This is a genomic window from Trueperaceae bacterium (assembly GCA_031581195.1).
Taxonomy (GTDB): Bacteria; Deinococcota; Deinococci; order Deinococcales; family Trueperaceae; genus SLSQ01.
In genome coordinates, this window is the sequence record JAVLCF010000031.1 from 1 (window position 1) to 13,197 (window position 13,197).

Annotated in this window: 14 protein-coding genes; 6 read left to right on the plus strand and 8 right to left on the minus strand. The window is 73.5% G+C overall.

Annotation, left to right across the window (positions count from 1 at the left end; genetic code table 11):
- Window positions 1-739 (plus strand): cyclic nucleotide-binding domain-containing protein (locus RI554_04375; GenBank protein ID MDR9391245.1); only part of this gene is annotated, 739 nt, incomplete at its 5' end.
- A gap of 39 nt (window positions 740-778) precedes the next feature.
- Here RI554_04375 and acpS read toward each other — a convergent pair.
- From acpS to RI554_04390, 3 genes are read right to left on the minus strand one after another with little or no spacing between them, the layout of a single operon-like run.
- Window positions 779-1,147 (minus strand): holo-ACP synthase, encoded by a 369-nt coding sequence (gene acpS / locus RI554_04380; protein MDR9391246.1) that lies wholly within the window; start codon window positions 1,145-1,147, stop codon window positions 779-781.
- Window positions 1,144-1,827, minus strand: a complete 684-nt coding sequence (gene rpiA, locus RI554_04385) for a ribose-5-phosphate isomerase RpiA (protein ID MDR9391247.1) — start codon at window positions 1,825-1,827, stop codon at window positions 1,144-1,146. Before rpiA ends, acpS begins: the two co-directional genes overlap by 4 nt.
- A complete protein-coding gene (locus RI554_04390; protein ID MDR9391248.1) occupies window positions 1,824-2,285 on the minus strand; it encodes a peroxiredoxin in 462 nt (153 codons plus the stop codon). The genes rpiA and RI554_04390 overlap by 4 nt, the downstream gene beginning before the upstream one ends.
- A gap of 38 nt (window positions 2,286-2,323) precedes the next feature.
- On the opposite strand from RI554_04390, the gene RI554_04395 reads away from it, so the two are divergent.
- The 3 genes from RI554_04395 to RI554_04405 are packed head-to-tail and all read left to right on the plus strand — an operon-like array spanning window position 2,324 to window position 4,170.
- A complete protein-coding gene (locus tag RI554_04395; GenBank protein ID MDR9391249.1) occupies window positions 2,324-2,965 on the plus strand; it encodes a Maf family protein in 642 nt (213 codons plus the stop codon).
- Window positions 2,958-3,740: a rod shape-determining protein MreC gene (mreC, locus tag RI554_04400; protein ID MDR9391250.1), complete on the plus strand. Its 783-nt coding sequence runs from the start codon at window positions 2,958-2,960 to the stop codon at window positions 3,738-3,740. Before RI554_04395 ends, mreC begins: the two co-directional genes overlap by 8 nt.
- 22 nt (window positions 3,741-3,762) lie before the next feature.
- Window positions 3,763-4,170, plus strand: coding sequence for an OsmC family protein (locus RI554_04405; GenBank protein ID MDR9391251.1), 408 nt, complete (start codon window positions 3,763-3,765; stop codon window positions 4,168-4,170).
- Window positions 4,171-4,175: 5 nt separating this feature from the next.
- On the opposite strand, the gene cysN is transcribed toward RI554_04405, so the two are convergent.
- The 3 genes from cysN to cysQ are packed head-to-tail and all read right to left on the minus strand — an operon-like array spanning window position 4,176 to window position 7,914.
- Window positions 4,176-6,140, minus strand: coding sequence for a sulfate adenylyltransferase subunit CysN (cysN, locus tag RI554_04410; protein MDR9391252.1), 1,965 nt, complete (start codon window positions 6,138-6,140; stop codon window positions 4,176-4,178).
- Entirely contained in the window at window positions 6,140-7,048 is a 909-nt protein-coding gene (gene cysD, locus RI554_04415; GenBank protein MDR9391253.1) for a sulfate adenylyltransferase subunit CysD, read from the minus strand. Before cysD ends, cysN begins: the two co-directional genes overlap by 1 nt.
- On the minus strand, window positions 7,045-7,914 hold the full coding sequence (gene cysQ / locus RI554_04420) for a 3'(2'),5'-bisphosphate nucleotidase CysQ (protein MDR9391254.1): 870 nt from the start codon (window positions 7,912-7,914) through the stop codon (window positions 7,045-7,047). Before cysQ ends, cysD begins: the two co-directional genes overlap by 4 nt.
- Before the next feature lie 71 nt (window positions 7,915-7,985).
- Here cysQ and RI554_04425 point away from each other — a divergent pair, with 71 nt between their 5' ends.
- Window positions 7,986-8,435, plus strand: a complete 450-nt coding sequence (locus RI554_04425; protein MDR9391255.1) for an Rrf2 family transcriptional regulator — start codon at window positions 7,986-7,988, stop codon at window positions 8,433-8,435.
- Window positions 8,436-8,451: 16 nt separating this feature from the next.
- Here the strand turns inward: RI554_04425 and leuS are convergent, their stop codons facing one another.
- A complete protein-coding gene (gene leuS / locus RI554_04430; protein MDR9391256.1) occupies window positions 8,452-10,947 on the minus strand; it encodes a leucine--tRNA ligase in 2,496 nt (831 codons plus the stop codon).
- A 151-nt stretch (window positions 10,948-11,098) separates the two neighbouring features.
- On the minus strand, window positions 11,099-11,536 hold the full coding sequence (locus tag RI554_04435) for a hypothetical protein (GenBank protein MDR9391257.1): 438 nt from the start codon (window positions 11,534-11,536) through the stop codon (window positions 11,099-11,101).
- 153 nt (window positions 11,537-11,689) lie between these two features.
- On the opposite strand from RI554_04435, the gene lpdA reads away from it, so the two are divergent.
- Window positions 11,690-13,081 carry a dihydrolipoyl dehydrogenase gene (lpdA, locus tag RI554_04440; GenBank protein MDR9391258.1) on the plus strand — a complete coding sequence of 464 codons (1,392 nt, stop codon included), beginning with the start codon at window positions 11,690-11,692 and terminating at the stop codon, window positions 13,079-13,081.
- The last annotated feature ends 116 nt before the right edge of the window (window positions 13,082-13,197 follow it).

Here is a 13,197-nt window from a genome sequence, read left to right on the forward strand (position 1 = left end):
CAGCCCCGCCCCCTCTGCGTCCGGCGCCACGCCCCGGACCACCCCCCACCCCGGCCGCAAGGCCCCAGGAGGTACCGCCATGGCCAGCCAACTCTACGAACGCGCCGGCGCCCAAGCCCCCGCGACCGCCACGCCCGAGGCGGCCGCCCACGCCGCGCAACGCCTGGCGTTCCACCGCAAGCAGGCCCTCTACCACCACGGCGACGCCGCCACCGCGGTCTTCCGCGTCGAAAGCGGCCTGGTGCGCATCACCCGCATGACGCCCGAGGGGCGCATCCTCACCGTCCGCCACGTCCTGCCCGGCGACTACTTCGGCGAAGAGGCGTTCATGAGCGGGCAACGCGAGGAGATGGCCGAGGCGCTCACCCGCACCGAGATCGCTGCCATCGACCCCGCCCGCATCGACGCGAGCGACCTCCTGACCATCACGCGGTCGCTGTCCGACCAGATGCAGCGGCTGATGGATTACGAGTACCACCTGCAGACCGGCGACCTGCGCCAGCGCGTCGCGCGGTACCTGCTGACGTTGGCGGACACCCCGCTCGCCACCCGCGACCCGCAGGGCCGCCCGGTGATCTCCGCGACGCACGAACTCATCGCCGAGGGCACCGCCTCGACCCGCGAGAGCGTCTCGAAGATCATCACCGAACTCCGCGCCGAGGGCGTCATCGCCTCGGGCTACCGCAGCATCACCCTCGTCGACGAACCCGAGGTCGACGCGGTCGCGCACGCCTTCTGAGGCCGGACCGCACCCACCGTGCACGCGACGCCGCGGGGTTCACGCCCCGCGGCGTTCGAGGATCACGACCGCGGCGGCGTGATCGCGGGAGTGGCTCAGCGACAGGTGCGCGACGAGGCCCGCCTCCGACAGCGCCTGCGCCAGCGTGCGGCTGAACGCCAGGTGCGGTGCACCGTCCTCGCGGACGACGCGCACGTCGCGCCACCCGTGCGCCTCCGGCCAACACTTCTGGAACGCCTCCTTCGCCGCGAACCGCGCGGCGAGCGAGGGCACCGGGTCGCGTTGCGCCCGGCAGTACGCCACCTCGTCCGGCGTGAAGTGACGGGCCAGGAAGCGCCGCTCGTGACGCTCGAGCACGCCCCGGATCCGGTCGAGCTCCACGACGTCGAGGCCGACCGCGCGGATCACGCGCCCGCCTCGCGGCGCTCCACGTCGCCGTCGCCCGCCAGGTAGGCGACGTCCGCCATGGCGAGGAACAGCCCGTGCGCCATCACGCCGGGGATCGCGTCCAACGCCGCCGCCAACGCCGGCAGGTCGCGGTCGGCGGGCAACGTCGCGTCGAGGATCGGGTTGCCGTTGTCGGACAGGAACGGCTCGGTCGCCCCGCCCCGCAACGTCGGGGCGAGCCCGAGGTCGCGGAGGCGCGCCTCGGTCCGCGCCACGCCGAACGCCAGGACCTCCACCGGCAGGGGCGCCCGTGCCCCCAACCGCGGGACCGTCTTGCCGTCGTCGCCGATCAGCACGAAGCGCGTCGCGGCCTCCGCGACGACCTTCTCGCGCAACAACGCCCCACCCAGGCCCTTCACCGCGTTCAGGTCCCCATCGACCTCGTCCATGCCGTCCACCGCGACGTCGACGCCGTCGGCCGGCAGGTCGATGAGCGGGATCCCCAGCGCGCGGGCGTGCGCCTCGGTCGCGCGGGAGGTCGGGACGCCCGCGACGTCCGCCAGGCGGCCCGCCTCCAGCGCTTCGGCGAGCGCCTCGAGGAACGCCGCGGCGGTGCTCCCGGTGCCCAAGCCGAGCCGCTGGCCGGACCGGAGTTCGCCGAGGGCGGCCTCCGCCGCCGCCCGCTTCCGGTCGCCGCTCACCCCCGCAACGCCTCGAGCTTCGCGCGGACGCGCTCCACGTGCCCCTTCGCCTTGACGTTGCGCATCGCTTCGCGGACCACCCCACCGGGGTCGATCAGGAACGTCGAGCGCAGCATCCCCACGACCTCCTTGCCGTACAGCGTGCGGGGACCGTAGGCGCCGTACGCCTCCGCGATCGCGTGGTCGGGGTCGGACACGAGCGGGAACGCGAGGCCGTGCTCCTCGGCGAAGTCGGCGTGCTTGTCGACCGGGTCGGGCGAGACGCCGATCACGCGGGCGTCGAGGCCCGGCATCGCGTCGCGGAAGTCGCACGCCTCGGTCGTGCAGCCCGGCGTGAAGTCCTTCGGGTAGAAGTACAGGACCACCCAGGAACCGCGGAGGTCGTCGAGGGCGAGGGGGCCGTCGGTGGAGGCCGCCTGGAAGGACGGCGCGGGGTCGCCTGCATCGGGAGTGGGCATGGCCGCGAGCATACCGGACGAGCGGTACGATGCCCCCCGTGACCCTGCAGGCCCCCCACCCGCTGGTGCTGGCCAGCGCCAGCCCCCGCCGCCGCGAGCTGATGCGCGCGCTCGGGACGCCGTTCGAGGTCGATCCCGCCGACGTCGACGAGACGCCCGACGCGACGCTCGCGCCCGCGGACGACGCCCTCCGCCTCGCGCGGGCGAAGGCGGACGTCGTCGCCGCGCGGCACCCCGACCGGCTCGTGTTGGCGGCGGACACGATCGTCGTGCACGACGGCGTCGTGCTCGGCAAGCCCCGCGACGCCGCGCAGAACCGGGCGTTCCTGGCGCGGCTCGCGGGCGTGCCGCACGCGGTCGTCACCGCCCACGTCCTGGTGCACGCCGCGGGCGAAGGCGCTTTCGGCGCGCGCGAGGTCGGTCGCGAAGCGGTCCGGACCGAGGTGCGCCTCCGCGCGCTCGACGCCGCCACCATCGATCGCTGGGTCGCCTCCGGCGAAGGGCTCGACAAGGCCGGCGGGTACGCCATCCAGGACACCGGCGCGGCGCTGGTCGACGTGGTGCACGGCTGCTACTCGAACGTCGTCGGGCTCAGCCTCCCGGCGGTGACGCGGTTGCTGGACGCCGCGCGGGCGGCCCCCCCGACGGCCCCCTCGGCGGAGGCGCAGGGCGGTGTCTAACCTCCTGCGCGCCTGGTACGTCTTCCTCGCGTTGGGGCTGGTGACGTTCATCGTCACCGCCTTCGTGGGGCGCGTGCCCACCACCCTCTCCGCCGCCGTCGCGCTTCCGCAGGACGCCCCCTACCGCGCCGGCGCGAACCTCCGCGCGACCCTCGAGGCGCTGGTGGACCGCCGCGACCTGCGCGCCGAGAACGCCGCGTTGCGCGACGCGCTCGCCGCGGCGCGCGCCGACGTGCGGACCCTCGAGCTGGAGGCGGAACGCATGCGCGAGATCCTGGCGATCCGCGACGCGCAGAGTCCCGGCGTCGTCACGACCGCGCCGGTCGTCGGCGGCAGCGCCGGCGAGACGGTCGACCGCCTACGGCTCGGTCGGGGGCGCAGCGCTGCGGTCGTGCCGGACATGCCCGTCACGACCCCCGCGGGCCTGGTCGGGATCGTCACCGACGTCGCCGCGGGCCGCGCCGTCGTGCGCACGATCCTCGATCCCGAATCGCGCGTGGGGGTCACGGTCCGCGGGAAGGGCGGCCAGGGCGTCGCGGTCGGGGACGTCGGCGGCCGCGTCCGCGTCGTCCGCTTCGTCGAGACCGACCCGGTCGAGGTCGGGGACGTCGTGGAGACCAGCAGTTACGGCGGGCTGTTTCCCCGCGGCGTTCCGGTCGGCACCGTCGTCGCGCGCCTCCCGGAGGACCCGAACGACCTGCGCCGCAGCTTCCTCGTCGCGCCCGCCGCCGACCTCTCCGCCCTGCTCGAGGTGGCGCTCATCGCGCCGCTCTGACGCCCCCACTCCGGAGGTGCCCATGCCCGCCCGCGTCGACCTGATCCAGACCGGCCCGTCCACCACCCGCGCCGAGGTGCGTGGGCACGCCCTCGCCGTCGACCGGCCGGCGGAGAAGGGTGGGGCGGACGAAGGCCCGATGGGGGGCGAGCTGCTGTTGGCGGCGCTCGGGGGCTGTTTCGCGTCGAACCTGCTCGCCGCCGTCCGGGGCCGCGACGCCGACGTACGCGACGTGCGCGTCGCGGTGGAGGCCGATGCGGCCGACGGCCCGCCCCGCTTCACCGCGATCCACCTGCACGCGAGCGCCGCGACCGACGACGCGGAGCGCTTCGCGAAGCTCGTCGCGATCGCCGAACGCGGGTGCCTCGTCGCGAACACCCTCGCGGGCGGCGTACCGGTGCGCGTCACGAGCGACGTCCGGCCGGCCTGACGCCGCTACGCCCCCCGGTCGGAGGGGGCGTCGGCCTCGTCGGCGAGGACGACGTCGAGGAGGCGCTCGACCGCTTCGTCGACCGGCGTCGCGACGCCGTCGACGACGACCTCCGGGTCGTGCGGTCGTTCGTAGGGGGAGTCGATCCCGGTGAAGTCGCGAATGGCGCCGGACCGCGCGCGGGCGTACAGGCCCTTGGGGTCGCGGGCCTCGGCGACGTCGAGGGGCACGTCGACGAACACCTCGACGAACGTGCCCGGGTCGAGCATCTCGCGGACCGCGCGGCGGTCCTCGCGGAAGGGGCTGATGAAGGCGGTGAGCACGATCAGGCCGGCGTCGGTCATCAACTTCGCGACCTCGCCGATCCGCCGGACGTTCTCCACGCGTCCGGCGTCGTCGAAGCCGAGGTCGCGGTTCAGGCCGTGCCGGACGTTGTCGCCGTCCAGCAGGTAGGTGTGCTTGCCGAGCGCCACGAGGCGGCGCTCGAGCGCGTCGGCGAGGGTGCTCTTCCCGGCGCCCGAGAGGCCGGTGAACCACACGACGCGCGGCGTCTGGCCCTTCTGCGCCGCGCGGACGGCGCGGTCGACGTGCGTCGCCTGCCAGGAGACGTTCGGGGCGCGGCGGTCGTCCTCGCGCCGCGCGACGCCGCGGATCATGCCGGCGCCGACCGTGACGTTGTCGATGCGGTCGATCAGGATGAAGGCGCCCGTCGTCGGGACCGCGTCGTACGGGTCGAACGCGACCGGCGTCGTGAACGTCAGGGTGGCGGCCCCCACCTCGTTCATGCGGAGGGCGGGACCGTCGCCGTCCTCCGCCGGTTCGGGGGCGAGGGTCGTGAGGTTCAGGCGGTGGTGGAGGTCGCTCACGACGGCGCCGGTCGTCTTCGTCGCCAGCTTGACGTCGTAGGGCACGCCGGGCCGCAGCGGCGCGTCCGCCATCCAGACGAGGTCCGCGTCGACGCGGGTCGCGACCGACGGGGCGCGCCCGGGATGCACGATCAGGTCCCCGCGCGAGACGTCGCGTTCGTCCTCCAGGGTGAGCGTGACGGGGTGCGGGGCGGTGGCGGCGTCGACGTCGCCGTCGACGCCGAGCACCCGCGCGACGCGGCTGCGGGTGCGGGCGGGCAGGATCATCACCTCGTCGCCGACCGCGACGGTGCCGCTGGCCAGCGTCCCGGCGTACCCGCGGAAGTCCGCGTCGGGACGCACGGCGAGCTGGACGGGGAGGCGCAGGTCGCCTGCGCGCCGGTCGGGTCGCGCGTCGACGGTCTCCAGCCGCTCCATCAGCGGCACGCCGCCGGCGTCGGCGTACCAGGGCGTGTGCGGGCTGGGGTGCACGACGTTGTCGCCGTGCAGCGCCGAGAGCGGGATCGCCTCGAGGGTGGCGTCCTTCACCCCCAAGCGGGCGAGGACGTCGCGGACGTCGCGATGGATGGCGTCGAAGCGCGCCTCGTCCCACCCCACGAGGTCCATCTTGTTGATCGCCAGCACCAGGTGGCGGATGCCGAGCAGCGTGACGATGCGGGCGTGGCGGATCGTCTGCGGGCGGACGCCGTGGCGGGCGTCGACGAGGAGGACCGCGAGCTGCGCGGTGCTGGCCCCCGTCGCCATGTTCCGGGTGTACTGCTCGTGGCCGGGCGTGTCGGCGATGATGAACTTGCGTCGTTCGGTGCTGAAGTAGCGGTAGGCGACGTCGATCGTGATGCCCTGTTCGCGCTCGGCCTGCAGGCCGTCGACCAACAACGCCAGGTCCGGGGCGTCGCCGGTCGTGCCGAACCGGGCGCTGTCGCGCTGGATCGCGTCGAGGTGGTCCTCGTGGATCAACGCCGCGTCGTGCAGCAGCCGCCCGATCAACGTCGATTTGCCGTCGTCGACGCTGCCGCACGTGATGAAGCGCAGCAGGTCCTTGCGTTCGTGCTGCTGCAGGTAGGCGTCGATGTCCGCGGCGATCAGGGGGCTGGCGTGACTCATCAGAAGTACCCTTCGCGCTTCTTCTTCTCCATGCTGCCCGCCCGGTCGGCGTCGATGACGCGGCCCTGCCGTTCGCTGCTGCGCGCGAGCAGCATCTCCTGCACGACCTCCGGCAGGGTGGACGCCTCGCTCTCGATCGCGCCGGTGAGGGGGTAGCAGCCGAGCGTCCGGAAGCGGACCGAGCGCATCTCCGGCGTCTCGCCCGGCTCGAGCGGCATGCGCTCGTCGTCGACCATGATCCAGGTCCCGTCGCGGCGCACGACGGGGCGGGGGGCGGCGTAGTAGAGCGGGACGATCTCGATCCCCTCGAGGAGGATGTACTGCCAGACGTCGAGCTCGGTCCAGTTCGACAGCGGGAAGACGCGGATCGATTCGCCCTTCTTGTGCTTGGCGTTGTAGAGGTTCCAGAGTTCGGGTCGTTGGTTCTTCGGGTCCCACGCGTGGTTCGCGTCGCGGAAACTGTAGATGCGTTCCTTCGCGCGGCTCTTCTCCTCGTCGCGGCGCGCCCCGCCGAACGCCGCGTCGAAGCGGTGCGCGTCCAGCGCCTGCTTCAGCGCTTGGGTCTTCATGACGTCGGTGTGCACCTGGCTACCGTGCGTGAACGGGTTGACGCCGCGCGCGACGCCGTCGGCGTTGGTGTGCACGATCAGGTCGAGCCCGAGCTCCTTCGCGCGGCGGTCGCGGAACGCCGTCATCTCGCGGAACTTCCAGGTGGTGTCGACGTGCAGGAGGGGGAAGGGCAGGGGGGCGGGCGCGAACGCCTTGAGGGCGAGGTGCAGCAGGACGCTGGAGTCCTTGCCGATGCTGTAGAGCAGGACCGGGTTCTCGAACTCCGCGACGACCTCGCGCAGCACGAAGATCGCCTCCGCCTCGAGGAGCTTCAGGTGCGTCGTCGCGGCCTCGTTCACGGCGTCGCGTCCGCGGCGGCGTCGTAGGCGTCGGGCAGGCGCGCGTCGGGCCCGTGGACGGCGAGGAACGGCGGGTTGACGAGCTCGCGTAGGTCGTAGGTCAGCGGCGTGCGGGTGCCGTAGCGCCAGAGCGCCCCGCCGGCGGCGCGCAGGACGGCGTCGGCGGCGGCGGTGTCCCAGCGCATGGTGGGGCCGACGCGCGGGTAGTAGTGCGCGGCGCCCTCCGCGACGCGACAGATCTTGAGGGCGCTGCCGGACGTCGTCGTCTCGACGTGCGGGTAGAGCGCCCCCAGGCCCTGCACGAAGGCGTCGGTGGCGGGCGTGCGGTGCGAGCGGCTGGCGACGACGCGGGCGACGTCGCGCGGGGCGCTCGGGGCGACGGGGGTGCGGACGCCGTCCGCGTCGCGCCACGCGCCGTCGCCGACCACGCCGAGGTAGGTCTCGCCGGTGACGGGGACGTGGACGACGCCGAGCGTCGGGTGGGCGACGCCGTCGCGGACGTCGGCGAGGGCGACGTTGACGGTGAACTCGCCGTTGCGGGCGAGGAACTCCTTGGTGCCGTCGAGCGGGTCGACGAGCCACGCGGCGCGCCAGCCGGCGCGCCGGCGCGCGGCGGCGGGGTCGCCGGGGTCGGCGGCGTCGCCCTCCTCGGAGAGGACGGGGACGTCGGGGGTGAGGGCGCGGAGGCCGGCGTCGAGGACGGCGTGAGCGGCGAGGTCGGCGCGGGTGAGGGGGGAGCCGTCCGCCTTCGTTTCGACGTCGCCCGGCGCGTCGTAAACGGCGCGGATGGCGGCGCCGGCGTCGGCGACGAGGGCGAGGAGGGGGTCGACGAGGGGGTGGGGGTCGGGGAGCGGGGTCGACGTCATCGCCATCAACCTAGCAAACCGATGGGTTGATGGCAACGCCGGGGGGACGCCGTCGGCGGTACGATGCACGCATGAACGCCCTGACGCAGCGGGGCAAGTACGCTCTCAAGGCGCTGGCGCACCTCGCGCGCGAGGACGCCACCGCCCGCGACCGCCCGGTCCTCGGCCGCGCCGTCGCCGACGCCGAGGGCATCCCCCCGAAGTTCCTCGAAGCGATCCTCGCCGACCTCCGCAAGCACGGGGTCCTGCAGGCCCGCAAGGGGCGGGGGGGTGGCTACTGGCTTGCCGCCGCCCCCGAGGACGTCTACCTCGGCGCGGTCCTACGCATCTTCGAGGGCCCGTTCGCGCCCGTCGCGTGCGCGTCGAAGCGCTACTACGCGCCGTGCGACGACTGCGTCGACGAAGCCGACTGCGAGGTGCGGCGCCTCATGCTGGACGTCAAGCGCGCCATGCTGGAGGTCCTCGACCGCACCAGCCTCGCCGCCCTCGTCGCCCGCGACGGCGAAGCCATCGACCTCTGACGCGCCACCCGGGCGCTCAACCGACGACGAGGTTCACGAGCTTGCCGGGCACCACGATCTCGCGGCGCACCGTGGCGTCCTCGAGGTAGCGCGCGACGTTGGGTTCCGCCTTCGCCGCGGCGACGACGTCCGCGTCGGGCGCGTCCGCCGCGACCGTCACCTGCCCCCGGACCTTGCCGTTGACCTGCACCACGAGATCGATGGCGTCCACCACCAACGCCGACGCGTCCACCTCCGGCCACGTCGCGGCGTGCACCGACGACGCCTCCCCCGCGCGGTGCCACAGCTCCTCGGCCAGGTGCGGCGCGATGGGGGCCAGCATCCGCAGGAACGCCGACCGCGCCTCCGCCCACGCCGGGTCGGCGACCAGCCCGACGTTCTTGCCCTTCGACATCGCGTTCTGCAGCGTCATGAGCTCCGCGACGGCGGTGTTGAACTGGAACGCCTCGAAGTCCTCGGTCACCGCCTGGATGGCGCCGTGCACCGCGCGCCGCAGGTCGCGGACCGCCGCCTCGCTCGCGTCGCCGGGCTCGGGCGGCGCCGTGAACAGCGCCCAGACGCGGTTCAGGAAGCGCACGATCCCTTCGATCCCCTGGTCGTTCCACGGGCCGCCCTGGTCCCACGGGCCGATGAACATCAGGTACGCGCGGACGGCGTCCGCCCCGTAGCGCTCGACCAGCGCGTCGGGATCGACGACGTTCCCGCGCCGCTTGGACATCTTCTCGCCGTCCGCGCCGAGGATCATCCCCTGGTTGCGCAGCCGCAGGAACGGCTCGTCGTGCTCCACCCACCCCAGGTCGCGCAGCACCTTGGTGAAGAAGCGGGCGTACAGAAGGTGAAGGATCGCGTGCTCGATCCCGCCGGTGTAGGTGTTCACCGGCGTCCACGCCCGCGCCAGGTCCGGATCGATCGGGCGGGCCGCGTCGTCGGGGGAGAGGTACCGCAGCCAGTACCACGACGAATCCATGAAGGTGTCCATCGTGTCGGTCTCCCGCGTCGCGGGCCCCCCGCAGCGCGGGCAATCGGCGTGCAGGAACGCCTCGTGCGTCTTCAGGGGCGACTCGCCGGTCGGCATGAACGCCACGTCCTCGGGCAGCACCACCGGCAGGTTCTCCTCCCGCTCGGGCACGATCCCGCAGGCGTCGCAGTACAGCATCGGGATCGGCGTGCCCCAGTAGCGTTGCCGGCTGATCAACCAGTCGCGCAGGCGGTACGTCGTCGTGCCCCGCCCGAGGCCCTCCGCCTCCAGCCAGGCGACGACCCGCGCGATGCCGTCGCCCGCGTCCGCCCCCTTCCCGGTGGGGGTGCCGTCGAACGGGCCCGAGTTCACCATCACGCCGTCCCCCACGTACGCTTCCTGCATCGTGGCGCCGTCGAGCGGCGCGTCGCCCTGCACGACCGGGACGACGTCGAGGTCGAAGCGGCGCGCGAAGGCGAAGTCCCGCTCGTCGTGCGCGGGGACCGCCATGATCGCGCCGGTCCCGTACGTCACCAGGACGTAGTCCGCCACCCAGATCGGGACGCGCGCCCCGTTCACCGGGTTCACGGCGTAGCCGCCGGTGAAGGTCCCGGTCTTCTCCCGCGTCTCGCTCGTGCGGTCGATCTCGCTCATGGCGCCCGCCCGCTCGACGTACGCCTCGACGTCGGCGCGACGTTCGGGGCTCGTGACCTTCGCCACCAGCGGGTGCTCCGGCGCCAACACCAGGAACGTCGCGCCCCACAGCGTGTCGGGGCGGGTCGTGAACACGGTGATCGCGTCCCCAGTCTCCGTCTCGAAGGTGACTTCCGCCCCCTCGCTGCGCCCGATCCAGTTCGTCTGCATGGTCTTGACCCGCTCCGGCCAATCGAGGCCGGAGAAGTCGAGCAGTTCGTCGGCGTACCGCGTGATGGCGAAATGCCACTGCGGCATCAGGCGGCGTTCCACCGGGGCGCCGCTCCTCTCGCCGCGCCCGTCGATCACCTGTTCGTTGGCGAGGACCGTCTGGTCGACGGGGTCCCAATTGACGGTGCTCTCCTTGCGGTAGGCGAGCCCGCGCTCCCACATCTGCAGGAAGAACCACTGGTTCCAGCGGTAGTACTCCGGCTCGCACGTCGCGAGGGTGTGACTCCAATCGAACATCGCGCCCATCTGCCGGAACTGCCGCGTCATCGTCGCGATCCGTTCGCGCGTCAGCTTCGCCGGGTGCACGTCCTGCCCCTCGCGCGCCGCCTTGATCGCGGCGTTCTCCGCCGGCAGGCCGAAGGCGTCGTAGCCCATCGGGAAGAACACCTGGTAGCCCCGCATCCGCAGGTAGCGCGCCGCGGCGTCGGCGGGGGTTTCGGCGTACCAGTGCCCGGCGTGCAGGTTGCCGGACGGGTAGGGGAACATCGTCAGGAAGTAGTAGCGCTCGCGGCCGTCGTCCTCGCGGAGGTCGACGCGGTGGAGGCCGTCACGCTCCCACGCCGCCTGCCAGCGCGGTTCGATCTCCTGGGGAACGTACGCATCGGCCGTGCCTGGGTCGTTCGTGCTCATCGGGCGCCTCCCACCGTCGCGAGACCGCCCCGACGCGGGGGTCGGGGCGTGCCGGCATCGCGCTTCGTCTCGGTCGGCTCCGCGCGACGGGGCGGCGGGGCGACCGGACGGCGCGTCATCCCATCAATCGTAGCCGCGGCTCCGGGGGGTGTCAACGCGCGTCCTGCGCGGCGCCGTCCGGCGCCGGGTCCGCGACGTCGGCCGCCTCGTCGCGCGCCTCGAGGGCGTCGCGCACCGCGTCGATCAGCGCGTGGACGTAGATCAACGAACGCGTGTCCGGTTCCCGCTCGAGGCGGATCCAGCGGCGCGCCTCGAAGTACAGGCACCCCCGAAGGCGGGGGAGGTCCCCCTCCAACCACGTCGGGACCGCCCCCAGCTGCTCCCACTGCGCCATGGCGCGGTTCGCCATCTCGCCGCACATCTCCATGCCGTACACGGCGTAGCCGTCGAACGTCGCGGCGAAGCGGACGACGTCGTCGAACGGGTCGCGCGAGTGCGGGAGGTGCTCGACGCGGAGGTCGTCGTGATCGATCGGTTGGACGACGTCGTCGTCCGCCGGCGCGGCGTCGGGGGGATCGGGGGCGTCCATCGGCGGCAGGCTACCGCGCCGTCGGCCGCGTCGGCGTGGGCTCCGCTGCGCGGTCCCCGCACGGCCAGCGGGTACACTGCCGCCGTCGCCGCCCCCGCGGGCGGCCTGCATTCGCACCGCACGCGCGGGCCGAGGCCCGCCGGGAGGGACGCCATGGATTACCAACTCGTCGTGATCGGATCCGGACCGGGCGGCTACCACGCCGCCATCCGCGCCGCGCAGTTGGGCCTCACGACCGCCGTCGTCGAAAAGGGCGACGTCGGGGGGGTCTGCCTCAACGTCGGCTGCATCCCCACGAAGGCGCTGCTGCACGTCGCGGCGGACCTCCGCGCCGCGGAGCACGCCGACGCCTACGGCGTGACGTACGGCGCGCCGCAGATCGACCTCGAGAAGCTCGCCGGCTGGAAGGCGGGCGTCGTCGACAAGATGACGAACGGCGTCGGGATGCTGTTCAAAGGGAACAAGGTCGACCTGATCGAGGGCGAAGCCCGCTTCGCCGGGGCGCACGAACTCCGCGTCGGCGACCGGACCGTGACGTTCGAGAAGGCGATCGTCGCGACCGGCTCGCGGCCGGTGGTGCTGCCGGGCCTCGAGCCCGACGGCGACGTGATCGTCGACAGCACCGGGGCGCTCGACCTGACGTCGGTCCCGAAGCGCTTCCTGGCGATCGGGGGGAGCGCCATCGGGCTGGAGTTCGCCGAGATCCACCACGCCTTCGGCAGCGACACGACGGTGGTCGAGCTCATGGACGAGATCGTGCCCGGCGCCGACCCCGCGGTCGCGAAGGCGTTGCGCACGAGCTTCGAGCGGCGCGGGATCGACGTGCGGACCGGGACGAAGGCCACGGGCGCGACGAAGACCGACGACGGTCTCGCCGTGACGCTCGAAGCGAAGGACGGCTCCAGCGAGACCGTCGTCGTCGACAAGCTCCTCGTCGCGGTCGGGCGGACCCCGAACGGGCACGACCTGGGCCTCGAGGCGCTCGGCGTGGAGGTCGACGCGCGCGGCTACGTCCCGGTCGACGAGCACCTGCGCACCGGCGTCCCGCACGTCTACGCGATCGGCGACGTCGCCCGCCCGCCGCTGCTGGCGCACAAGGCGATGAAGGAAGGCCTCGTCGCCGCGGAGCACGCCGCGGGCGTCCCCGCGGCGTACGACACCGTCGTGCCGTCGGTCATCTACACGCACCCCGAGCTCGCCTCGGTCGGCATGAGCGAGGCCGCCGCGAAGGAGGCCGGTTACGAGGTCCGGGTCGGCACCTTCCCGTTGTCGGCGTCGGGGCGCGCCACCGCCCTCGGCAGCGACGAGGGGGTCGTGAAGGTCGTCGGCGACGCCGCCACCGACGTCGTGCTGGGCGCGCACATGGTCGCTCCGAACGCCGGCGACCTGATCGCCGAGGCGGCCCTCGCGATCGAGATGGGCGCCACCCTCGAGGACGTCGCGTTGACGCAACACCCGCACCCGACGATCGCCGAGACGTTCATGGAGGCGGCGGAACACGCCCACGGGCGCGCCATCCACATCGCCAACCGCCGCAAGCGCTGACCCCGACCGACCGCCCGACCGACCGAACCCCCACGACGCCGCCGCCCCGGAGGGCGGCGGTGTCGATCTTGGTGCGGGCTTCGGGGGCGGCTTTCGGAGGGCGTCGAGGGGGGCGG